The 21,715-nt window shown below is 69.5% G+C and carries 18 protein-coding genes and 1 riboswitch; of the genes, 9 read left to right on the forward strand and 9 right to left on the reverse strand.

What is annotated here, in order from left to right; genetic code table 11:
• Positions 1-40 precede the first annotated feature (40 nt).
• The 6 genes from GcLGCM259_RS00190 (at position 41) to GcLGCM259_RS00215 (ending at position 4,678) form a co-directional block, all read left to right on the forward strand.
• Positions 41-730, forward strand: coding sequence for a LysR family transcriptional regulator substrate-binding protein (locus GcLGCM259_RS00190; RefSeq protein ID WP_138925391.1), 690 nt, complete (start codon positions 41-43; stop codon positions 728-730).
• Positions 731-797: 67 nt separating this feature from the next.
• On the forward strand, positions 798-1,586 hold the full coding sequence (locus GcLGCM259_RS00195; protein WP_138173178.1) for an enoyl-CoA hydratase/isomerase family protein: 789 nt from the start codon (positions 798-800) through the stop codon (positions 1,584-1,586).
• Positions 1,583-2,263, forward strand: a complete 681-nt coding sequence (locus GcLGCM259_RS00200) for an alpha/beta hydrolase (RefSeq protein WP_138925392.1) — start codon at positions 1,583-1,585, stop codon at positions 2,261-2,263. Before GcLGCM259_RS00195 ends, GcLGCM259_RS00200 begins: the two co-directional genes overlap by 4 nt.
• Entirely contained in the window at positions 2,260-3,162 is a 903-nt protein-coding gene (locus tag GcLGCM259_RS00205; protein ID WP_138173173.1) for a carbohydrate kinase family protein, read from the forward strand. The genes GcLGCM259_RS00200 and GcLGCM259_RS00205 overlap by 4 nt, the downstream gene beginning before the upstream one ends.
• 5 nt (positions 3,163-3,167) lie before the next feature.
• On the forward strand, positions 3,168-3,953 hold the full coding sequence (locus GcLGCM259_RS00210; protein ID WP_175419469.1) for an HAD family hydrolase: 786 nt from the start codon (positions 3,168-3,170) through the stop codon (positions 3,951-3,953).
• Positions 3,950-4,678 carry a glycerophosphodiester phosphodiesterase family protein gene (locus GcLGCM259_RS00215; RefSeq protein WP_138173169.1) on the forward strand — a complete coding sequence of 243 codons (729 nt, stop codon included), beginning with the start codon at positions 3,950-3,952 and terminating at the stop codon, positions 4,676-4,678. Before GcLGCM259_RS00210 ends, GcLGCM259_RS00215 begins: the two co-directional genes overlap by 4 nt.
• 126 nt (positions 4,679-4,804) lie before the next feature.
• Here GcLGCM259_RS00215 and GcLGCM259_RS00220 read toward each other — a convergent pair whose 3' ends face one another.
• Complete coding sequence (locus tag GcLGCM259_RS00220; RefSeq protein WP_138925394.1) at positions 4,805-5,785, reverse strand: hypothetical protein; 981 nt, start codon at positions 5,783-5,785, stop codon at positions 4,805-4,807.
• Positions 5,786-5,874: 89 nt separating this feature from the next.
• Here GcLGCM259_RS00220 and GcLGCM259_RS00225 point away from each other — a divergent pair, with 89 nt between their 5' ends.
• Positions 5,875-9,072 carry a beta-phosphoglucomutase family hydrolase gene (locus tag GcLGCM259_RS00225; protein WP_138925395.1) on the forward strand — a complete coding sequence of 1,066 codons (3,198 nt, stop codon included), beginning with the start codon at positions 5,875-5,877 and terminating at the stop codon, positions 9,070-9,072.
• A 10-nt stretch (positions 9,073-9,082) separates the two neighbouring features.
• Here the strand turns inward: GcLGCM259_RS00225 and GcLGCM259_RS00230 are convergent, their stop codons facing one another.
• The 6 genes from GcLGCM259_RS00230 to GcLGCM259_RS00255 all read right to left on the reverse strand — a co-directional run bounded on the left by GcLGCM259_RS00230 (position 9,083) and on the right by GcLGCM259_RS00255 (position 16,554).
• Positions 9,083-10,489 carry a sugar porter family MFS transporter gene (locus GcLGCM259_RS00230; RefSeq protein WP_138173163.1) on the reverse strand — a complete coding sequence of 469 codons (1,407 nt, stop codon included), beginning with the start codon at positions 10,487-10,489 and terminating at the stop codon, positions 9,083-9,085.
• A 60-nt stretch (positions 10,490-10,549) separates the two neighbouring features.
• Positions 10,550-11,842: a uracil-xanthine permease family protein gene (locus GcLGCM259_RS00235; protein ID WP_138925396.1), complete on the reverse strand. Its 1,293-nt coding sequence runs from the start codon at positions 11,840-11,842 to the stop codon at positions 10,550-10,552.
• A 34-nt stretch (positions 11,843-11,876) separates the two neighbouring features.
• Positions 11,877-13,319, reverse strand: coding sequence for a bifunctional hydroxymethylpyrimidine kinase/phosphomethylpyrimidine kinase (locus GcLGCM259_RS00240; protein WP_138925397.1), 1,443 nt, complete (start codon positions 13,317-13,319; stop codon positions 11,877-11,879).
• The gene (thiE, locus tag GcLGCM259_RS00245; protein WP_138173157.1) at positions 13,316-13,957 is read right to left on the reverse strand and encodes a thiamine phosphate synthase; all 642 of its coding nucleotides are present in this window, start codon (positions 13,955-13,957) and stop codon (positions 13,316-13,318) included. The genes GcLGCM259_RS00240 and thiE overlap by 4 nt, the downstream gene beginning before the upstream one ends.
• Positions 13,958-14,026: 69 nt before the next feature.
• Positions 14,027-14,812 (reverse strand): hydroxyethylthiazole kinase, encoded by a 786-nt coding sequence (gene thiM / locus GcLGCM259_RS00250; RefSeq protein WP_138925398.1) that lies wholly within the window; start codon positions 14,810-14,812, stop codon positions 14,027-14,029.
• A riboswitch (TPP riboswitch) is annotated at positions 14,804-14,898 on the reverse strand. Its footprint overlaps the gene before it by 9 nt.
• Before the next feature lie 66 nt (positions 14,899-14,964).
• Positions 14,965-16,554 carry a hypothetical protein gene (locus tag GcLGCM259_RS00255; RefSeq protein ID WP_138925399.1) on the reverse strand — a complete coding sequence of 530 codons (1,590 nt, stop codon included), beginning with the start codon at positions 16,552-16,554 and terminating at the stop codon, positions 14,965-14,967.
• 76 nt (positions 16,555-16,630) lie between these two features.
• Between GcLGCM259_RS00255 and GcLGCM259_RS00260 the strand changes: the two genes are divergently transcribed.
• On the forward strand, positions 16,631-18,064 hold the full coding sequence (locus tag GcLGCM259_RS00260) for an aldehyde dehydrogenase family protein (RefSeq protein ID WP_138925400.1): 1,434 nt from the start codon (positions 16,631-16,633) through the stop codon (positions 18,062-18,064).
• A 21-nt stretch (positions 18,065-18,085) separates the two neighbouring features.
• Here GcLGCM259_RS00260 and pgm read toward each other — a convergent pair whose 3' ends face one another.
• On the reverse strand, positions 18,086-19,690 hold the full coding sequence (gene pgm / locus GcLGCM259_RS00265) for a phosphoglucomutase (alpha-D-glucose-1,6-bisphosphate-dependent) (protein ID WP_138925401.1): 1,605 nt from the start codon (positions 19,688-19,690) through the stop codon (positions 18,086-18,088).
• 112 nt (positions 19,691-19,802) lie between these two features.
• On the opposite strand from pgm, the gene GcLGCM259_RS00270 reads away from it, so the two are divergent.
• Positions 19,803-20,126, forward strand: a complete 324-nt coding sequence (locus GcLGCM259_RS00270) for a DUF4190 domain-containing protein (RefSeq protein WP_171021078.1) — start codon at positions 19,803-19,805, stop codon at positions 20,124-20,126.
• A gap of 70 nt (positions 20,127-20,196) precedes the next feature.
• On the opposite strand, the gene GcLGCM259_RS00275 is transcribed toward GcLGCM259_RS00270, so the two are convergent.
• Positions 20,197-21,654: a peptide MFS transporter gene (locus GcLGCM259_RS00275; protein ID WP_138173145.1), complete on the reverse strand. Its 1,458-nt coding sequence runs from the start codon at positions 21,652-21,654 to the stop codon at positions 20,197-20,199.
• Positions 21,655-21,715 lie beyond the last annotated feature (61 nt).

The raw sequence follows: 21,715 nt of genomic DNA on the forward strand, positions 1-21,715 counted from the left end.
TGGCCACCGGGATCCGGCGGCCACGCATTAGTCTTTAAGCGTGCAACAGCTACGCATTACCTACGCCGCCGGGGTGGTTCCGGGCAAATGGATTGACCGTTTCGCCCAGCGCTACCCGCAGATCGAGCTCAGCGCCCGGCGCCACGACGCCGGGCCGATCCTGGAGGAACTGTCCGCCGGGCGCGCCGATGTGGTGTTCGTGCGCTACGCCCCCGGGCAGTCGCCGAAGGACGAGACCCGCCACGTGATCCCGCTCTACCAGGAGCTGGAGGTGGTGTGCGCCGCCCGTGAGCACGACGTGGAGTACTACGACGAGAGCATTCCGGCCGCCGAGGTGGAAAAGTTTGCGCTGCTGGACCTGGCGGACTACCCGCCCGAGCGCGGCGGGGTGGAGATGGCGCTGGAGGTGGTGGCCAGCGGCGCGTTCGTGGCCCGCATGCCGATGAGCCTGGCCCGGCTGCACGCCCGCAAGGACGTCATCCACCGCGTGATCGAGGACGGGCAACCCACCCAGATTGGCATTAGCTGGCCGGTGGACGCGGCGAACCTTGAGATCGTGGAGGAGTTCATCGGGGTTGTGCGCGGGCGCAGCGCCACCAGTTCCCGGCAGGCCTCGGTGCGCCAGAAGCAGCAGCACCAGGCCCGCACCGAACGCAAGGCCGGGCGCAAGCCCGCGGCGGGCGGCAACCCGTCCCCGGGACGCCACCCCAAACCCCGCAAGCGCCGCTAGCCCCGCCCCGGTGCGCCGGCCGCTAAAAGTCTAGTGGGGCAGGGGTTGGGCATGAGAAGGTGGGGTCATGGAGCAATTTGAGACACTGAGCCTACGCACCCAGGGCAGCGCCCTGATCGTCACCATCAACCGCCCCGCGTCGATGAACGCACTGGCCCTGGAGGTCGTGGAGGACCTGGAGAAGCTGGTCACGCACCTGGCGGGCACCGGGTTCGAGCACCGCGGCGTGGTGCTGACCGGGGCCGGGGAGAAGTCCTTCGTGGCCGGGGCGAACATCGTGCAGATGAAGGACATGGACGCCGACGCCGCCGACGCCTATGGCCGGCGCATGCACCGGGTCACCGAGGCGCTGGAGGCCCTGCAGGTCCCGGTCATCGCCGCGGTCAACGGCTTCGCCCTGGGCGGGGGCTGCGAACTGGCGCTGGCCTGCGACTTCATCTACGCCGCGGAGAACGCCAGCTTCGGCCAGCCGGAGGTCAACCTGGGCCTGGTGCCCGGGTTCGGCGGGTCGGTGCGCCTGCCGCGGCGGGTGGGCGTGGCCATGGCCCGCGAACTGATCTTCACCGGCCGGCGCATCAAGGCCGCCGAGGCGCTGCGCATTGGACTGGCCAACCGGGTGGTGCCGGCCGCGGAGCTGATCGACACGGCGGTGGCCACCATCGAGGAGATCGCCGCCGTCTCCCCGATGGCGGTGGCCAACGTGAAGGGGGCGATCAACCAGATCGCCGACACCGACGTGCACGCCGGACTGGACCTGGAGGCCGCCAGCTTCCGCAAGGCCTTCACCACCGAGGATTCGGTGGAGGGCCGGGCGGCGTTCGTGGAGAAGAGGAAAGCGCAATTCCCGGGCAAGTGATCCGCTACGGCACGCACCCGGACCAGTACCTGGAGGCGCACCTGCCCGCGGCGGCCACCGGGTCCGGGGCCGTGCTGATCATCCACGGCGGCTACTGGCGCACCGGCTACGACGCCGGCCTGGGCCGGCCCCTGGCCGCGGACCTGGCCCGGCGCGGGGTGGCGGCCTACAACCTGGAATACCGCCGCGGGCCGGGCAGCGCCCGGCAGATGGTGCAGGACGCGCGCACCGCGCTGGGGCTGATTCCCGCCGACGGGCCGCTGAGCGTCATCGGGCATTCGGCCGGCGCCCAGCTGGGTTGTGTGCTGGCCGCCGCCGAGCCGCGCATCACCCAGGTGATCAGCCAGGCCGGGCTACTGGACCTGCAATTGGCCCAACGGCTGCGGCTCAGTGACGACGCGGTGCCCCTGATGCTGGGCGACACCCCGTTGGCAGAGGTCAACCCGGTGGCGCTGTGGCCGATGAGGGCGCGTGTCATAATCTTTCATGGGAGCCAGGACGAGGATGTTCCGCTGCAGCTGGCCGAGCAGGCCGCCGCACAGGCCCGCGCCCGCGGCCAGGAGCACCGCACCGAAATTTTCGGCGGGGACCACTACACGTGGATTGACCCGGCCAGCGACCAGTGGCGGGCCTGCGTCGCAGAACTGGCACCCTGGCACTTTGGAGGAAGCACATGAACCCGACGGTGATCGGCGAGGCGCTGGTCGATGTCCTGGCCCCCGGGATTTCCCCGCCCCAGGAGTTCGTGGGCGGCAGCCCGCTGAACGTGGCCGTCTCGCTGGCCCGGCTGGGCTACCCCGGCACCCTGGTTTCCCGGTGGGGGCAGGACGAGAAGGGGCGCACCATCGAGCAGCACCTGGCCGAGAACCAGGTGAAGTTCCTGGGCGGCGCCGATGACAAGCCCACCGTGATCGCCCATGGCGTGCTGGACCCGGCCGGGGGAGCGACGTTCGCCTTCAACGCGTTCTGGCAGATGCCCACCCTGGTCACCGAACTGGATCCGGGCAGCCAGCTGGTGCACACCGGCTCGATCGCCACCCTGTTCAGCCCCGCGGAGCTGCTGCCGCTGATCACCCGCGCCCGGCAGCACGCGACCATCAGCTATGACCCGAACCTGCGCCCCTCGCTGGTCTCCAACCACGCCCAAACGGTGGCCGAGGTGGAGCAGTTCGTCGCCGCCGCGGACGTGGTGCGGGTTTCGGGCATCGACCTGCGCTGGCTCTACCCGATGCGCTCGGTCAAGCAGACCGCCCGCGCCTGGCTGGAGCTGGGACCTGCCATGGTGGTCTCCACCGCCGGGTCGGCCGGGTCCTTCGGGGTGGTGCGCGCCGGAACCGTGGAACAGCAGTCCAGGCTGGTGGAGGTCACCGACACCGTGGGCGCCGGGGACTCGTTCACCGCGGCGCTGCTGTGCTGGTTCGCCGACCACGGGCTGATCGGCGCCGGGCAGCGTGAGCGGCTGGCCGCGGTGAGTCTGCAGGAGCTGCAGGCCGCCCTGGACTTCGCCTCGAAGGCCGCTGCCGTCACCGTCACCCGGGCCGGGGCGAACCCGCCCTACCGCCGGGAGCTGGCGTGATCAAGATGATCGCCTCCGACCTGGATGGCACGATCGTCTCGGGAACCGGGCAGATCTCGGCCCGCACCCGGGACGCATTCCTGGCCGCCCGGGCCGCCGGGATCCACATCGTCTTCGTGACCGGACGGCCCTACCGCTGGCTGACCCCGATCGTGGACGCCTTTGGCGGGCTGGGAACGGTGATCTGCTCCAACGGGGCGGTGCTGTACGACCTGGAAAACGACCAGGTGCTGTGGGCGCAGACCATCGACATCGCCACCGCCCGCCAGGCCCAGCAGATCATCCTGCACCATGAACCCCAGGCCAGCTTCGCCGCCGAAACCACCAAGGGCCTGCACCTGGGCCAGGGGTTCGCCCAGGCCGGGCGCACCCTGGGCTCCCTGGCGGAACTGGACCTGCACAGCCAGGAGCTGGACACGGAGGGGATCGTGAAGTTCCTGGCGCGCTCGCCGGGGCTGCCGGTCGAGGAGTTCTACCAGGCCGTGTACCCGGATTTGTCCCAGCTGCTGTGGCTGACCCATTCGGCCACCGACGTCTCGCTGCTGGAGATGGCGCACCTGGAGATCCACAAGGCGCACACGCTGAATGAGTACGCCCGCAAACTGGACATCAAGCCCGAGGAGATCATGGCGTTCGGGGACATGCCCAATGACATTGAAATGCTGCAGTTCGTGGGGCATGGGTATGCGATGGCCGATGGCCACCGCGAGACGCTGGCCGCCACACGGCTGACCGCCCCGCCGTTTTCCCAGGACGGGGTGGCCCAGGTGATCGAACGGCTGCTGAAGTGAAGTTCGGTTTCAGCCACCGCGGGTACCGCCGCGGCGCCGAGGAGAACACGCTGGCCGCGTTTCAGCGCGCCTATGCGGCCGGGATCCGCCATTTCGAGACCGACGTGCGCGCCACCAGCGACCAGACCGTCTATGCCTTCCACGACGAAACCCTGGAGCGCATCACCGCCGGGACCGGCCGGTTCAACGACCTGAGCGCCGAGCAGGTCGGCGCGCTGCGGGCCGGCACCGAGCCGCTGGCCACCCTGGAAGAGCTCATCAACGCCTTCCCCGATGTCATGTTCAACATCGATGTGAAGGACGTGGCGGTCATTGCGCCGCTGGCCAAGGTCATTGAGCGCACCGCTAGCCATGACCGGGTGGCGCTGGCCTCCTTCGACACCGCCCGCACCCGGGCCACCGCCCACCTGCTCTCCCGCCCGGTGCGCACCAGCCCGGGCACCCGGGAAATGACCCGCATCTGGCTCTGGGCCCATCTGATCGGGCGGGTTCCGGCGAAATACCCCAAGGAGTTCTGGGCCGTCCAGGTTCCCCGGCGCCACGGCATGATCCCGGTGACCACCGGGCGCTTCATCCGCGCGGTGCGTCGTTCGGGCATGCAGGTCCATGTCTGGGTGGTCAATGACGAGCCGAGCATGCGGCGGCTGCTGGATCAGGGGGTGGATGCACTGGTCAGCGATGAGGCGCAGCTGCTCAGCCGGGTGCTGCAGGACTACCCCAGGTAGCGCTGCCGCCAGCTGAATTATCCGGCAAACCGCAGCCTCGCGCGCATGCCTCAGCTTCGATCGCCAAGCTCCTCCCCAGCAGCCCCGTGGCCTGGGACTCTGTGCGGGTGAACGCGGCCGGGACCGCTACCCGGAGATCTGCAGGGTCTGCAGGATCTGCGGGGCAAAGTGCTCGATCTCCGCCGGTTCGGCCTCCACCAGCAGCCGCAGCCAGGCCTCATGCTGGGCCAGCGGGGCGATCAGGCAGGCCGGGTCGATCAGCGCGTAGAGCTCGTCCGGGGTGCCGTAGGCGGAGAACTCCTCCAGGTAGGCGAACAGCGCCCGCATGATGCGCTCGTCCTGGATCTCGCAATCCCACCGCTGCTGCATCGCCGCCAGCGGCTGGGCCAGGGAGGAGAACGGGTGGGCCCAGTGCCCGGCCCCCAGGTTCAGGATCCGCCCGTGCAGCCCCACCTCCGGGGGAATGACCACCTGGTCCAGGCCGAAGGCGCCGTGTTCCACGCTCAGGGGAACCGGGGCCTGGGCCAGCACCTGGCAGGCTTCGGCCAGGGCCGGGGTGCCGGCATACAGCTCGTCGGCCTGTTCACCGGTGATTGCCAGCGGGTGCCCGTTTTCCAGGGACACGTGCAGCATCAGGGCCTGGTCGAACTGCTCGGGCAGGAACTGCGGATCCACCACCGGCATCCCGGCGTCAAAGAACGTCTGTTCCTGGCCCATCAGCCCCACCTGCAGCGAGGCCAGCGAACGCAGGGCAAATTCCCAGCTTTCCACGGTTTCCCCCAGGGCCTGCACCGTGTGCCCGAAGTCGGGGCTGAGCAGGTAGCCGGCGGTGCGGTCGATGGCCAGGGGCATGACCACCCGTTCGGGCAGCAGCTGCCCGGCCGCCACGGTGATCGCCGCCTCGGCCGTGAGGCCCGGGGCGGTGGCGGTGAAGATCAAATCGGCGGCGTCGGTGCGCACCAGGGCGCTGATCTGCTGCAGGGTGGCGGGCCAGAAGTCCACGTCCCCCTCACGTTGGATGCCATAGGCCTCGCACGCGGCATCGATCCAGGCGGCGGTGTCCTCACGCCATTCATTGCTGTTCCACACGTCTATCCAGTGAGCCACGTATTCCATCGTAGTATGTCGCCGCAAGCCCCCGATGTTGCTACCGTGGGGCTGACGGCCAGTTTGTCCTCCACCAAAGGATTTTGCCTGTGAACTCTTCGCGTCCGATGTACCGACACCGTGACTTCAAAGCCGTGCTCTTCGACCTGGACGGGGTGCTGACCCCCACCGCCCAGGTGCACCGCGAGGCCTGGCAGGAGCTGTTTGACCGGTTCCTCTCGGCCCGCCACCCCGAGGCGGCGCCCTACACCCTGGATGATTACTTCACGCTGGTTGACGGGCGCCCGCGCTACGACGGGGTGCAGGCGGTGCTGGATTCGCGCGGCATCAGCCTGCCGCACGGCACCGGGCGGGACCTGCCCGGGTTTGAGACCGTGTGCGCGCTGGGGAACCTGAAGAACGACGTGTTCATCGACATCCTGGAACGGGAGGGCATCGCCCCCTACCAGGGGTCCTTGGACTTCTTGAACCAGGTGCTGGATGCCGGGCTGGACGTGGCGGTGGTCTCCTCCTCGCGCAACGCCCGCACCGTGCTGAACGCCGCCGAGCTGGCGGACTTCTTCCCCACCGTCGTCTCGGGCACCGAGGCGACGCTGCGCCAGCTGCCGGGCAAGCCGGCGCCGGACACGTTCCTGGCCGCCGCCCGGGACCTGGGCTGGCGCCCGGAGGAGTGCGTGGTCATCGAGGACGCGGTCTCCGGGGTGCAGGCCGCGGTGTCCGGCGGCTTCCGAGTGATCGGGGTGGCCCGGGAAAACAACGCCGCCTCGCTGGCCGAGGCCGGCGCGGACTTTGTGGTCACCGACCTGTCCGAGGTGATGACCGACGAATCCGGGGATGCGCTGAGCTACGACCCGTGGTCCATCACCCTGGATGAGGCGCGCGACGACGAGGGCGCCCAGGACACCGTATTCTCCCTGGGCAACGGCTTTTTGGGGACCAAGGCCCCGATGCTGGGCGTGGGGGACCAGGCGGGGGGCAGCTTCATCAACGGACTGCACGAGACCTGGCAGATCCGCTACGCGGAGAACGCCTACGGGCTGGCCTCCACCGGGCAGACGATGATCGCGGCCCCGGACTTCCGCACCATGCGTGTGTACATCAACGACGAGGCGCTGGAGGTGGGCCGCACCGAGATCGTGCGCGATGACCTGCGCCTGGACTTCCGGGACGGCACCCTGGTCTCCACTACGCTGTGGCGCACCGCCGAGGGCCACCGGGTGGCGGTCACCAGCCGCGCCATGGTCTCCTTCACCGACCGGCACCTGGCGGTGATTGATCTAAACGTGCGCCTGCTCGACGCTCCGGGGCACGTGGTGGTGCAGTCCTCGGTGATCGGCATCCCGCCCACCACCCTGGTTCCCACCCCGGCGGACCTGGATGCGGGGGAACCCTCATCGTTGGATCCGCGCAAGTCCGAATCCACCGGGCAGAACCCGCTGCAGCCGGCCGGGCATTATGAGCGTAACGGGCAGGCAGGATTATCCTACATTGTGCGCGGCTCGGGAATGAGCGTGGCCACCGTCGCCGAACACCGGGCCAGCCTCACCGGCGGCTCATCCTCGGAGATTCAGAGCACCACGCATGTCAACGAGGAACGTTCGGACCACGTAGTGAGCGTTACACTGCAGCCTGGCCAGGGACTGCGGCTGAGCAAGTTCGTGGCTTACCACGCTTCGCGCCGGCACACGGCCCGGGAAATGGTGGCCCGCTCGCACCGTGCCCTGGGCCACCTGGTGCCGCGCGGCGCCGATGACCACTTCCGCGGCCAGCGCACCTACATGGGCGAGTTCTGGCAGCGCAGCGACGTGCGGGTGGACAGCGACGACAAGACGCTGCAGCGCAAAATCCGCTGGAACATCTTCCAGCTGGCCCAGGCCTCGGCCCGCGCCGACGGGCTGGGGATCTCGGCCAAGGGCACCAGCGGCAACGGCTACTCCGGGCACTACTTCTGGGACACCGAGATCTATGTGCTGCCGTTCTTGACCTACACGAACCCGCAGTGGGCGCGCAACGCGCTGCGGGCGCGGGTCTCGATGCTGCCGGCCGCGACCCGCCGCGCGCAGATCATGAACGAGGACGGGATCCTGTTCCCCTGGCGCACCATCAACGGTGAGGAGGCCAGCGCCTACTACCCGGCCGGTACCGCCCAGTACCACATCAACGCGGACATCGCCTACGCGCTGAACCGCTACATGAACGCGACCGGGGACGTGGAGTTCCTGCGTTCGGGCGGCGCGGAGATCCTGGTGGGCACCGCCCGGATGTGGTCCTCGCTCGGGTTCTGGCGGACCACCGGAAGCCGGCAGAGCTTCCACATCCACGGGGTGACCGGACCGGATGAGTACACCGCGATAGTGAACGACAACGTCTACACGAACGTGATGGCGCGCTTTAACCTGCGCTGCGCCGCGGACATGCTCGACACCCTGGCCAACCGCTTCCCGCGCTTCCACGCCGAACTCACCGAGCGCCTGCAGATCCGCGAGGGGGAGGCCGAGAACTGGCGCAAGGCCGCGCACTGCTTCCACATCCCGTTCTCCGAACGGGTGGGCATCCACCCGCAGGACGAGCACTTCTTGAACCGGGAGATCTGGGATGTGTCCAACACCGACCCGGCGAAGCTGCCGCTGCTGCTGCACTACCACCCGCTGGTGATCTACCGTTTCCAGGTGATCAAGCAGGCGGACACGGTGCTGGCCCTGTGGCTGCGCTCCAGCGACTTCACCGATGCGGAGAAGCTGGCGGACTTCAACTACTACGACCCGCTGACCACCGGGGACTCCTCGCTCTCCGCGGCCGTGCAGTCCATCGTGGCCGCGGAGGTCGGCTACCGGGACCTGGCCTACGAGTACTTCCAGGCGGCGCTGAACGTGGACCTGGAGAACTCGCACCGCAACACCGCCGACGGGGTGCACGTGGCCTCCACCGGCGGGGTGTGGGCGACGCTGATCTACGGATTCGCCGGCATGCGCGATGACGGGGACGTGCTCAGCTTCGACCCCCGGCTGCCGGCCAGCTGGTCCACGCTCTCCTTCCGGCTGGCGTGGCGCGGCTCGATGATCACGGTGCGGCTGAACAGCGATTCCATGCGGCTGAGCATGGAGGGCGGGGCCACCTTGTACTTCGCGGTGCGCGGGAAGAACTACTCGCTCTCGGCCTCCGAACCGGTGGAGATCGAACTGGACGCCCACGGCCAGGTCCGCGAGGGCAAGCCCAGCATGGAGCACGTGGTGGCGCTGCACAGCGAGGACTCCGCCGACGTCATGCAGCCCCCGCGCGGGTTCTGACCCGCGCGGGCTAGAGCGTCATCTCCTCCAGCTTGCGTCCCTTGGTCTCCTTGACCATGAACAGCACGAACAGGAAGGAGAGCAGCGCGAAGCTGGCGTAGATGCCGTAGGCCAGCTGCAGCCCGGCCTCGGCCAGGGACGGGAACGTGGTGGAGACCAGGAAGTTGGTCAGCCACTGCGCAGCCGCCGCCACGCCCAGGGCCAGGGTGCGGATGGAGTTGGGGAACATCTCCCCCAGCAGCACCCACACCGCCGGGCCCCAGCTGGCGCCGAAGCCGATCACGAACAGGTTCGCGCTGATCAAGGCGATGGTGCCCCAGGCCCCGGGCAGGCTCAGCGCCCCGTCGACGGTCACGGCCTGGGAGAACGCGAGCGTCATGGCCCCCAGGGACAGGGTCATGATCCCGGAGCCGAGCAGCAGCAGCAGCTTGCGCCCCAGCACGTCGATGAGCGAGATCGCGATGATGGTCGCCACGATGTTGGTCACCGAGGTGATCAGCGAGATGGTGAAGGAGTCCGATTCGGCGAAGCCCACCGACTTCCACAGGGTGGTGGAGTAGTAGAAAATCACGTTGATGCCCACCAGCTGCTGGAACATCGAAAGCAGGATGCCGATCCACACCACCGGGTGGAAGCCGAAGCGCCCGATCAGATCGGAGAAGGTCTGGTGGCGCTCCAGGTGCACGGTGGCGCGGATCTCCTCGATCTTCTGCTCGGTCATGGCGCCCGGCTCCATGCCCACATCCCGGGACAGGACCTGGGCGGCCTCCACGTAGCGTCCGCGTTCGACCAGGTAGCGCGGGGACTCGGGCAGCCGGGCGGCCAGCACCCCGTAGACCACCGCGGGCACCAGCAGCGACAGGTACATCCAGCGCCAGGCCTCCAGGCCGAACCAGCCCACCGCGTCGGCCGAACCCATCACGTACACCAGCAGCGCGCTGACCAGGAAGGCGATGAAGATGCCCACCACGATGCTCATCTGCTGCAGCGAGCCCAGCCGGCCGCGGTGCGCGGCCGGGGAGATCTCGGCGATGTAGGCCGGGGCGATCACCGAGGCGAAGCCCACGCCCAGCCCGCCCACGATCCGCCAGATGATCAGATCCACCGGACCGAAGCAGAATCCGGCGCCCAGGGCGGAGGCGCCCAGCAGGACGGCGGCGATGATCATGGTGCGCACCCGGCCCACCCGCTCGGCCACCACCCCGGCCACCCAGGCGCCGATCGCGGCGCCGATCAGGGCGCAGGAGACGGTGAAGCCGATGGTGACCGCGTTCAGCCCGAACTGTTCCTGCACCGCATCCACGGTGCCGTTGACGATGGAGCTGTCATAGCCAAAGAGCAGCCCGCCCAGGGCCGCGCCCAGCGCGATCCCGATCAGGCGGGCCGATATCTTGCCATCCGTTGTGTGTGAGCTCATGAGCCGATCGTAGCGCGTGGACGGTGCCAACCCTAGGCTTTCGCGTGCGCTGGTTTCCGGCTACCGCTGTTCGCCTGCGGCCGGGGCCGGGGCGTGGGCCGGATCGCTGCCGCGCCAGCGCGCCACCAGGGACATCAGGTGGTAGACCACCAGGGTGGCGATGGTCCCCAGCGCGATCCCGCCCAGCTGGAACTGGCCGAAGCTGATCTCGGAGGTGACCGCGATGGCGATGATCAGGCCCACCCCGGCGGTCATCAGGTTGATCGGGTTGCCGAAGTCCACCCGGTGTTCGATCCACAGCCGGGCCCCGATGATGCCGATCATGCCGTAGAGCACGATCCCGGCCCCGCCGATGACCCCGGCCGGGATGGTGCCGATCAGCGCCCCGAACTTGGGCAGGAACGCCAGCGCCATGGCGGCGATCGCCGCCACCCAGTAGGCGGCGGTGGAGTAGACGCGGGAGGCGGCCATCACCCCGATGTTCTCCGCATAGGTGGTGGTCGCCGAGCCGCCGCCCAGCCCGGCCAGCACCGAGGCAGCACCGTCGGCCATCAGCGCCCGGCCGTTGAAGCGGGACAGGTCCCGCCCGGTCATCAGCCCCACGGTGCGCACGTGGCCGATGTTCTCGGCGATCAGCACGAACACGGCCGGCAGGAACATCAGCGCGGTGTCCAGGTGGAAGCTGGGGGTGTTGAATTCGGGCAGCCCGAACCAGGGGGCGTCGGCCACCGGGGCGAAGTCCACCTGCCCCTGGGCCAGGGCCACCAGGTAGCCGAGCACCAGGCCCACCAGGATCGAGAGCCTGCCCAGCAGCCCCTTGAACACGACGGTGGCCAGCACCACGGCCAGCACCGTGGCGAAGGTGGTCAGCGGAACCTGCTTCATCGGCTCCAGGGTCGCCCCGGCCAGATTCAGGCCGATCAGCGCCACGATGGTGCCCATCACCACCGGCGGCATCAGCGCGTGGATCCAGCCGGTGCCGGTCTTCTGCACCACCAGCCCGACCACGAACAGCAGCGCGCCGGTCATCACGATCCCGCCCAGGGCCGCGGACATGTCATGGCTGGACATGGTGGCCATCACCGGGGCGATCAGCGCGAAGGAGGAACCCAGGTAGCTGGGCACCTTGTTCGCGGTGATCAGCAGGAACAGGATGGTGGCCACCCCGGTGAACAGCAAGGTGGTGGTGACCGGGAAGCCGGTCAGCGTGGGCACCAGGATGGAGGAGCCGAACATCGCCAGGATGTGCTGGGTGCCGATGGAAATGGTCTGCGGCCAGTGCAGCCGCTCATCCGGGGCGACCACCTCACCGGGGGTGATGGACTTCCCGTCGCCGTGGATCGACCATTTCATGCGTGTTCCTCCTGATTATGGGCCGGGAAGTATCTTACGCTTCGGCCCCCGATTGCGCGAAAAACGCCAGCTCGTGGCGGCTGGAGGTCTCAAAGGCCCGCCACATTGCCTGCCGGGTGCGTTCATCGGCCCGCCGGTAGGCGGCACGCACCATGCCGATCGCCGCCGCGGTGGCCGCATCGAACTCGGCGGATGAGTAGGTGGCCAGCCACTGCCGGTAGGGGTGTTGCCCGTGCCCGGCCGCCGCCAGCCGGGACCCGACGTCCTGGTAGATCCAGTAGCAGGGCAGGATCGCGGCGATCAGCACCGGGTAGTGGTGCCCGGCCGCCGCCAGGTGGTTCACGTAGTTCGCGGTGGTCTCGCTTCCGTGCGCCGCGGTGTCCAGCGCGAATTCGCGGTGCAGCGCCATTTCCTCCTCGAACGTCGCCGAGGCGGCGGCGGCCCAGAAGCGCTGGGCGGCCGCGTCCGGGGCGATGATGCTGGCCTGGGCCAGCACCTGGGCGTAGCCGCGCAGGTACAGGGCGTCCTGGTTGATGTAGTAGTCGAAGTTCGCCCGCGGCAGGGTGCCCGCCCGCAGCTGGCGGATGAAGTCCAGCTCATCGATCCCCTCCCGGATCCCGGCGATGTCCTGCCACCACTGCTGCATCGGGTCCTGCGCCGGCGCCAGCCCCTGCCCGGACCACAGCCCGGCCAGGTGGTGCACCGGCCCGTGCCCGGCCCCCACTGACAGCTGCCCGGAGGCGGCGATCGCCTCGGCCAGGTACTCCTTGGCCGCGCCCAGCGCCGCCGCCCAGTTACCGCCGCGCGCGTACAGGCTGGCCAGGGCGCTGGAGAGCGTGCACCCGGTGCCGTGCGTGTTTTCGGTGTCGATCCGCGCGGCCGGGAAGTCGGCCAGCACCCCGGTAGCGTCCACCAGCGCGTCCGGGCACTGCTCCCCGCCCAGGTGCCCGCCCTTGGCCACCACCAGCACGTCGTGGGCGGCGGCCAGGCGCTGCGCCTGGGCCAGCACGCCATCCCAGGTGGTGGCGCGCGCTTCACCCAGCAGCACCGCCAGTTCGTCCATGTTCGGGGTCAGCACCGTGGCCCGGGCCAGCAGCCGGGACATCGCCTGGTGGGCCGCGTCATCCAGCAGCCGGTCCCCGCTGGTGGCGATCATCACCGGGTCGAGCACCACCGGCAGCCCGGCCGGCTGTTCGCCCAGCCACTGCTGCACCGCGTCGATGATCCCGGCGTTGGCCAGCATCCCGATCTTCACCGCGTCGATGCGCACATCGGCGGCGATGCTGCGCAGCTGGGCGGTGACGAACTGCGGCTCAACGGCCTGCACCGCGTCCACGCCCCGGGTGTTCTGCGCGGTCAGGGACGTGATGGCGGCCATCCCGTAGCCCCCGGTCGCGGCGATCGCCTTCAAGTCCGCCTGGATTCCGGCGCCCCCGGAGGGGTCGGAACCGGCGATGGACAGGATGTTGTGGATCATTTCGCCTCCTGCCAGGCGCGCAGCAGCCCGCCGGCGGCCGCACCGGGGTCGGTGCTGGAGCAGATGGCGCGCACCACCGCCATGCCCTCGGCCCCGGCCGCGCGCAGCGCCGGGGCGTCCTCGGCCTGCAGCGCACCGATGGCCACGCAGGGCAGCTGGGCGATCTTCCGGGCCCGGGCGAAGCCCTCGATCCCGATCGGGGTGGGGTGGTCCTTCTTGGTGGGGGTGGCCCGGATCGCCCCGACGCCCAGGTAGTCGATCATCGAGGCGTTCGCGTTCGCCGCCGCCAGCTGCTCATCGGTGGAGGCGCTCAACCCCAAGGTGGCGTCCCCGATCAGTTCGCGCACCCGCTGCACCGGCAGGTCCTGCTGCCCGATGTGCACCCCGGTGACCGCGGCCCCGGCGGCCCGTGCCGCCAGGTACACGTCCACCCGGTCGTTGACCAGCAGTTCGGCCCGGCCCGCGGTGAGCTGACCGGCGGCCAGGGCCAGTTCATAGAATTCGCGCGCGCTTTCCTCCTTGGCGCGCAGCTGGATCCACTGCACGCCGGCCTGCACGGCGGCCTGGATGACCTCAAGGGTGCGGTGCGGGGTGCAGCTGGCGGTGTTGGCGACCAAATATACGCCGAGATTTCGCATGATTGTCCTTAAACCGCCCCCCTGCGGGGCCGGCGGGTTGACTCGTGGGCGGAATGAAGAATGAGGGATCTAGAGTTCCTCGATGCGCACCGCACCCAGTTCCTGCGGATCGGTCAGGGCCAGGGCGTCGAGGAACTGCGCGGCAAAGCTGCCCGGCCCCAGGGACAGGGCGGCGGCGCGTTCGGCGGCCCGCCCGTAATAGGCGTGGGCGGCCACGGTGGAGGTGAACACGTCCTGCCCGGCGGCGATCGCCGCCGCGGCGAACGCACCCAGAGCGCACCCGCCGCCGGTGACGCGGGTCAGTTCGATCCCGTCGGTGTGCACCATGACCGTGCGCTGGGCACTGACCACGGCGTCGGCCGGCCCGGAAATCGCGACCACCGCGCCGTGGCGTTCGGCCAGTTCCCGCCCGGCGGCGATGGCCGCGGCCACGGGGTCGGCCGAATCCACCCCGCGCCCGGTGGACCGGTGCCCGGCCAGGGCCATGATCTCCGAGGCGTTGCCGCGGATCAAGGCGGGGCGCAGCGAAACGATGCGCTGGGCGTAGCGCGTGCGCACCGGCAGCGCACCAACGGCCACCGGGTCCAGCACCCAGGGCGTGTTGGCCTGGTTCGCGGCCTCGATCGCCTCATCCATGGCGGCCAGCTGTTCGGTGCTGGGGGTGCCCAGGTTCACCAGCACCGCGCAGGCGGTCTTCGCGAACGGCCCGGCCTCCCCGGGCAGGTTCGTCATGGCCGGGGCGGCGCCGGCGGCCAGCAGCGCGTTGGCGGTGAAGTTGGCGACCACGGTGTTGGTCAGGCAGAACACCAGGGGGCTGGTGTGGCGCAGTGAATGGATCACGGCAGGCAGGGTCATGTGCGACATCCCTCCGCTAGTTTGAACTAGTTCAGGTTCGACGGGTGTCATCTCAGTCGGCGGCGCCGACACCCCGTGTCACTCGTGACCGAGCGTACGCAATCGCCCACCCGTTGACAAACCTGTGACGCGCCGCACCGCGCCGCCCCCGGTCAGGGCCGGCCCGGCGCGCCCGGCGGTGCTGCAGGGCCGGCAGCAGCCGGGCGCCCATGTGCCGCTGCCGGGTGCTTTTCGGGGCCGGGGTGCGGGATGAGCAGCCGCGCCGGGAAGCACAGCACCGCCAGGCTGAGCCCGACCCATCCGTAGTCAAACCCGTAGCCGCAGAACAGCAGGGCGCCCAGGGCGGCGGTCACGGTGCGCAGCGAACGCAATTCGATCACCTGCCGGTACCAGCGCTCCCAGTGCCCATCCACCGCCCAGGCCACCTGCATCCGCCGGCTGGCCAGACGCACGGCGGCGTGGGCCAGCAACAGCACCGCCACCAGCAGCAGGATGAACGCCGCCGGGGCGGTGACCAGCCCCCACAGGTAGTCCAGTGGCGGGCGCAGCAGGAAGTAGACGCTGGCGGCCATCAGCAGCCCGGCCACCGGGTAGATCCAGCGCGGAAGCGGCCCCCAGTGCCGGGGCCCGGTCCGACCGGCCTTGCCGTGCACGTACCCCATGCTGCTGCCGGTAATCACCAGGTAGAGCAGGGCGGCGCCGGTGATCAGCGCCATCAGGTGCATCCCCGGCCGTGCATCGGGCAGGGCCTGCGGCTGCGGTGAGTGCGTGGGCCACAGGACGAGCAGCAGGATCAGTGAGGCGCCCAGCGCCACGTACTGGGTGGCGAACAGGTGATCGCGCAGGGCGCGCACCGGATGCCGCGGCACGGCGGTGACGCCCTCGAAGTTCTGCGGCGGGCGCCAGAACAGCATCACCAGGGCGACGCCGAGCACGGCGTAGTTCCCTACCGAATCCCAGCCGTCGCCCAGCGCGCGCAGCCGCTCAAGGTCCCCGACCGCGGCCTGCTGGTGGAACCACCGGGCCTTGTAGTGCAGGGCGGCCGCGCCGTTGGCGGCCAGGACCACGGCCACGGTGCGGTACAGCCGGTTCAGCCACACCCGGCGCAGCACCCGGTTGTCGTGCCGCGAGATCCCCGGCAGCGGCCTGCGGCGCAGGATCACCAGGCTGGCCAGGAGGGTGGCGGCCACCAGCAGCCCCAGGCAGAGGGCCAGGTACGGCAGCACCTCGCCGGCCGGGCGCAACCCGTCGGCGGCCGGGATGAAGTAGCTCATTTCCTCTTCGCTGAGCTCGCGCTGCGCGGTGGGAGCCCGGTAGGGCACATCGCCCGCCGCCCACAGCGCGGTGAGCGAGCCGGCCAGGACCAGGACGAGGGCCGCCACCAGCTTGCCCGGCACCAGCCCGGTGCGCGGCTGCGGGTCGGCGCTGCGCTGCACGCGCGGCCCGGTGAACTGGGCCAGCACGTAGACGAACCCGACCCACAGCGCCGGGGTGGCGGCCCGCCCCACCGCGCCCGGCCAGCCGCCGGGCACCGCCTGCCCCTCCGCGCTGATCAGGTAGAAGGCATCGAACCAGTCGGTGGAGACGGCGGCGAGGAATCCGATGAGCGCGCACCACCGGGCGTACCGGCGCGCCTGGGACAGCAGGTTCCCGCTCCCGCTCGGGCTGAGGGCCCGCAGGATCAGCGCCACCAGGGCGGCGGCGACGGCGAACGAGCCCAGCGGGGCGCTCAGGTCGGTCATCGGCCCTCCTTTATCCAGCCCAATGTATCAACCCGGTGGCGCAAACGGGGGCCGGGGGATGACGTACGCTCGAGCCATGGGAATCTTCACCTCACAGCAGCCGCCGGAACCGGTCGGGGAAACCGCGCCGCCGGTCGACGAGCACCCGGGCAAGATCGCGGAGATGATCGCGCACCTGCGCCGCTCCGCCGACGCGCGCATCACCCATCCGCGCCGTTTCCGCGCCCAGCAGCTGCGGGCCCTGGAGAAGATGCTGGCCGAACGCGAGGAGGACTTCATCGCCGCGCTCGCCGAGGACCTGGGCAAGAGCGCGACCGAGGCGAAGTTCTCCGAGATCGACTTCCTGCGCACGGAAATCGACGTTGCCCAGCGCCACCTGGCCGAGTGGATGGACTCCACCTCGGTGAAGGTGCCGCTGTCGCTGCAGCCGGCGATGGCCAAGATCGAGCCGCGGCCGCTGGGGGTGGTGCTGATCATCGGCGTCTGGAACTATCCGCTGCAGCTGCTGCTGGCCCCGCTGATCGCCGCGATCGCGGCCGGCAACGCGGCGGTGCTCAAGCCCTCCGAACTGGCCCCGGCCACCTCCGGCACGATCGCCCGGCTGCTGCCGCACTACCTGGACCCGCGGGTGTACGCGGTGTGCGAGGGCGGGGTGGACACCGCCACCGAGCTGCTGGCCGCGCGCTGGGACCACATCTTCTACACCGGCGGGGCGCGGGTGGCGCGGATCGTGGCGCGCGCGGCCGCCGAGCACCTGACCCCCACCACGCTGGAGCTGGGCGGCAAATGCCCGACCGTGGTGGACAACCACCTGCCGGCCACCGCCAAGCGGATCGCGTTCGCCAAGTTCATGAACAGCGGGCAGACCTGCGTGGCCCCGGACTACATCCTGTCCATCGGGGACGCGGACGCGCTGGTTGACCGCCTGGCCAAGGCGATTAGCAGCTTCTACGGCCGGGACCCGATCAGCCACCAGGACTACGGGCGGATCGTCTCACGCCAGCACTTTGAGCGGCTCACCGGGCTGCTGGAGCACGGGCGGGTGGTCATCGGCGGGCAGAGCGACGCCCAGACCCTGCGCCTGGCCCCAACGGTGATGCGCGACGTGGAGCTGGACAGCCCGCTGATGACCGAGGAGATCTTCGGTCCGATCCTGCCGGTGATCGAGGTGGAGTCCTTCGACGCGGCCCTGCAGTTCATCGCCGAACGCCCCGCCCCGCTGGCCGCCTACCTGATGAGCGAGAACCCGCGGCTGCAGTCGATCTTCTCCGACCGGGTGCGGGCCGGGGCGATCGTGCACAACGCGCCGATGACCCACCTGATCGTCCCGACCCTGCCCTTTGGCGGCGTGGGGGACAGCGGCATGGGTTCCTACCACGGCAAGCACGGCTTTGAGCGGCTCTCGCAGATGCGTCCGGAGCTGAACAAGACCACGGTGATCGACACCCTGAACGCCGTCTACCCGCCCTACTCCTGGGCCAAGCGCAAGTTCATCGACAAGCTCATCTAGCCCCGGCGCCGTGGCGGCGGGCTACACCTGGCCGGCCAGCGCGGCGTCCACGATCTGGCGGGCCTCGGCGAGCACCTGCTGCAGGTGCTCCTGGCCCACCGTGGATTCGGCGTAGATCTTGTAGATGTCCTCGGTGCCCGAGGGCCGGGCGGCGAACCAGGCGCGCTGGCTGGAGACCTTCAGCCCGCCGATCGGGTAGCCGCTGGCCTCGGTGGCCTTGGTGGTGATCGCGTCCCCGGCCAGCTGCGTGGCCTGCACCGCCTGCGCATCAAGCCGGCCCAGCACCTCCTTCTGCTGCAGGTCCGCCGGCGCGTCGAAGCGGGCGTAGTAGCTGGTGCCGTGTTCCCGCACCAGCTCGGCGTGCAGCTGGCTGGGGGACTTGCCGGTGACCGCACGGATCTCGCTGGCCAGCAGCGCCAGCATGATCCCGTCCTTGTCGGTGCTGAACGGGCGCCCGTCCCGGGTCAGGAAGGAGGCCCCGGCCGATTCCTCCCCGCAGAACACCGCCCGGCCGGTGGCCAGCGGCTGCACGAAGTACTTGAAGCCCACCGGTACCTCCAGCAGCTGGCGGCCGTGGGCGGCGATGACCCGGTCGATGAGCACCGAGGAGACCAGGGTCTTGCCCACCTGCGCGTCCCCCGGCCACTGCGGGCGGTGGGTGAGCAGGTAGTCGATGGCCACGGCCAGGAAGTGGTTCGGGTTCATCAGCCCGGCGTCCGGGGTGACGATCCCGTGCCGGTCCGCGTCCGCGTCGTTGCCCGTGGCGATGTCGTAGCTGCGGCGGTTCGCCACCAGGGAGGCCATCGCATCCGGGGAGGAGCAGTCCATGCGGATCTTGCCGTCCTTGTCCAGGGTCATGAACCCGAACCGCGGGTCCACCCGCTCGTTGACCACCTCCAGGTTCAGCCCGTAGCGCCGCCCGATTTCCCCCCAGTAGTGGGCCGAGGCCCCGCCCAGCGGGTCGGCGCCAATGCTGATCCCGGACTCGGCGATCGCGGCGAAGTCGATCACCTCGGCCAGGTCGGTGACGTACAGTTCCCGGAAGTCGAACGCCTCGGCGTCCGGTTCGGCCCGGCGGATCTGCCCGGATTCAAGCAGCTCGTTCGCGCGCTGGGCGATCGAGCCGGTGATTTCGGATTCGGCCGGCCCGCCGTGCGGCGGGTTGTACTTGATCCCGCCGTCGGCCGGTGGGTTGTGCGACGGGGTGATGATCAGCCCGTCGGCCTGCTGGCCGCCGGCGGCGTTGTGCACCAGGATGGCGTGGCTCAGCGCCGGGGTGGGGGTCAGCCCGTCCTCGGCCAGCACGCGCACCGAGTTGCCGGCCAGCACCTGCAGCACGGTGCGGTACGCCGGTTCGGACAGGGCGTGGCTGTCCTTGCCCACGTACATGGGACCGGTGATCCCGGCCGAGACGCGGTAGTCCACCACCGCCTGGGTGATCGCGGCGATGTGCGCCTCGTTGAAGGAGCCGTTCAGCGAGCTGCCGCGGTGCCCGGAGGTGCCGAAGGAGACCCGCTGCCCGGCCTGCTGCGGATCGGGAACGCGGCTGAAGTAGGCGTCCAGGACCTCCTGCAGGTCGATCAGGTCTTCTTCGCGTGCCGGCTGTCCCGCGCGTTCGTGTGCCATGCCCATCCTTTGTCTGCCAGGTCAAGAGTCTGCTACTAGGCATCCTATCGGGGTTGGCCGTGCGCGCCGCGCCGGTTTCCCTGGTTCCCGGACGGTTTATAGGATGGAGGCGATGAGCTACCACCCGTACCCCCAGAACACCTATGTGCCCCCGCCGCAGCCCACCGGACTCTCGGTGGCCTCCCTGGTCCTGGGAATCCTGTCCCTGCTTGGATTCCTGGTCATCATCTTCATCCCCCTGGCCGGGGTGATCACCGGCCACCTGGGGTACCGGCGCGAGCCGGCCGGGCGCGGGATGGCCCTGGCCGGGCTGATCACCTCCTGGGTGGGGCTGGTGCTGGCGCTGCTGTGCTACGCGTTCATCATCTTCGTGTTCTTCTTCTCCGCCTCGTTCTACACCGACCTGAACCAGAGCGTGTACTCCGACTACGCCTAAGGGCGCGCAAACACGCCAATGGCCTGGCCCCCGCATGGGGACCAGGCCATCGTGTGTTTGCGGGGACCTGCTAGTGCACGGTGCCCATCAGCTTCTTCAGCGCCGGGGTGGCGGCGAACATCGCCAGGCCCAGCACCACCGCGGTGCCGCCCAGCCACAGGAAGTAGGCGACCTCATTGCCCTCGGTGTAGTACCCGGCCAGCACGCCGGACAGGGTGGTGCCCAGCGAGACCGAGAGGAAGAACAGGGCGATCATCTGGGTGCCGAACGCGGCCGGGGCCAGCTTGGTGGTCACCGCCTGGCCGATCGGGGAGAGCAGCAGCTCGGCGATGGTGCACAGCAGCAGGATCCCCACCAGGGCCAGCAGCGGGGTCTTGGCCAGCGAGTTCAGCGGGATGAAGCACAAGAAGGCGATGCCCACCACGACCAGCGACAGGCCGAACTTCACGCTGGTGCGCGGCTGGCGGGAACCGAGCTTCGTCCACATGGTGGCGAACACCCCGGCCAGCAGCACGATGAACACCGGGTTGATGGACTGCACCCAGCTGGCCGGCATTTCCCAGCCGAACAGGTGGCGGTCCAGGCGTTCGGCCGAGTACGCGGCGATGAAGGTGAACTGCTGCTGGAACAGCGCCCAGAACGCGGCGGAGGCGATGTAGAACGGGATGAACGCGTACACGTGCTTGCGTTCGGTCGCATCCACCCGGGGGCTGCGCAGGATCAGCACGAAGTAGATGATGCTGGCGGCGATCACCACGTAGGCGATGGTGGAGGCCAGGTTCTCGGGGGTGACGATCTTCAGCGTGAAGGCCAGCACGATGACCACCAGCACGGCGGCGAAGATCAGCAGGTAGCGCTTGCGCTCAGCGGTCGGCAGCGGGTTGGCGACCTGGCGCACCGACTCGGGCAGGTTCTTGCGTCCGAACCCGTAGATGACCAGGCCCAGGGCCATGCCCACCGCAGCGGCGCCGAAGCCCACGTGGAAGCCGAAGTGCTTGTGCAGCAGCCCGGTCAGCAGCGGGCCGACCAGCCCGCCGATGTTTACGCCCATGTAGAAGATCGAGAAGCCGGCATCGGCCTTCGGGTCCTCCTTGGAGTACAGCGAGCCGACCAGGGCGGTGGCGTTGGCCTTCAGCCCGCCCGAGCCCACGGCCACCATCACCAGGCCGATGGCCAGGCCCACCACGCCGGGCAGCAGCGCCAGGGCCAGGTGACCGCCCATGATCACGATCGCGGAGATGAACAGCACCCGTTCCGGGCCGAGCAGGCGGTCCGAGACCCAGGCCCCCAGGATGGTGCTCAGGTAGACCGCGCCACCGTAGGCGCCCACCAGCGACAGCGCCAGGCCCTGCTCCATGCCCAGGCCGCCCTCGGTGGCCGAGAAGTACATGTAGTAGGCCAGCAGTGCCTGCATGCCGTAGAAGGAGAAGCGTTCCCACATCTCGACGCTGAACAGGTTGGCCAGCGCGCCGGGGTGACCGAAGAAGGTCTTGCCCGTGCCGGTGGTGCTCGGTGAAACAGTAGACATGCGTAACATTTTTCGCCCTTCTTGACTTCGATGCCTACTTTTGCGATAGATCTCACACGGT

Origin of the sequence: Glutamicibacter creatinolyticus (assembly GCF_006094275.1) — a bacterium.
In the GTDB taxonomy this organism is placed as follows: Bacteria; Actinomycetota; Actinomycetes; order Actinomycetales; family Micrococcaceae; genus Glutamicibacter; species Glutamicibacter creatinolyticus.

Excerpts from the sequence above, each read along its gene's own strand:
- GcLGCM259_RS00195 (WP_138173178.1), top strand. The coding sequence starts at position 798 with ATGGAGCAATTTGAGACACTGAGCCTACGCACCCAGGGCAGCGCCCTG.
- GcLGCM259_RS00205 (WP_138173173.1), top strand. The coding sequence starts at position 2,260 with ATGAACCCGACGGTGATCGGCGAGGCGCTGGTCGATGTCCTGGCCCCC.
- GcLGCM259_RS00210 (WP_175419469.1), top strand. The coding sequence starts at position 3,168 with ATGATCGCCTCCGACCTGGATGGCACGATCGTCTCGGGAACCGGGCAG.
- GcLGCM259_RS00230 (WP_138173163.1), bottom strand. The coding sequence starts at position 10,489 with ATGAGCTCACACACAACGGATGGCAAGATATCGGCCCGCCTGATCGGG.
- GcLGCM259_RS00235 (WP_138925396.1), bottom strand. The coding sequence starts at position 11,842 with ATGAAATGGTCGATCCACGGCGACGGGAAGTCCATCACCCCCGGTGAG.
- GcLGCM259_RS00240 (WP_138925397.1), bottom strand. The coding sequence starts at position 13,319 with ATGATCCACAACATCCTGTCCATCGCCGGTTCCGACCCCTCCGGGGGC.
- thiE (WP_138173157.1), bottom strand. The coding sequence starts at position 13,957 with ATGCGAAATCTCGGCGTATATTTGGTCGCCAACACCGCCAGCTGCACC.
- thiM (WP_138925398.1), bottom strand. The coding sequence starts at position 14,812 with ATGACCCTGCCTGCCGTGATCCATTCACTGCGCCACACCAGCCCCCTG.
- GcLGCM259_RS00255 (WP_138925399.1), bottom strand. The coding sequence starts at position 16,554 with ATGACCGACCTGAGCGCCCCGCTGGGCTCGTTCGCCGTCGCCGCCGCC.
- GcLGCM259_RS00260 (WP_138925400.1), top strand. The coding sequence starts at position 16,631 with ATGGGAATCTTCACCTCACAGCAGCCGCCGGAACCGGTCGGGGAAACC.
- pgm (WP_138925401.1), bottom strand. The coding sequence starts at position 19,690 with ATGGCACACGAACGCGCGGGACAGCCGGCACGCGAAGAAGACCTGATC.
- GcLGCM259_RS00270 (WP_171021078.1), top strand. The coding sequence starts at position 19,803 with ATGAGCTACCACCCGTACCCCCAGAACACCTATGTGCCCCCGCCGCAG.
- GcLGCM259_RS00275 (WP_138173145.1), bottom strand. The coding sequence starts at position 21,654 with ATGTCTACTGTTTCACCGAGCACCACCGGCACGGGCAAGACCTTCTTC.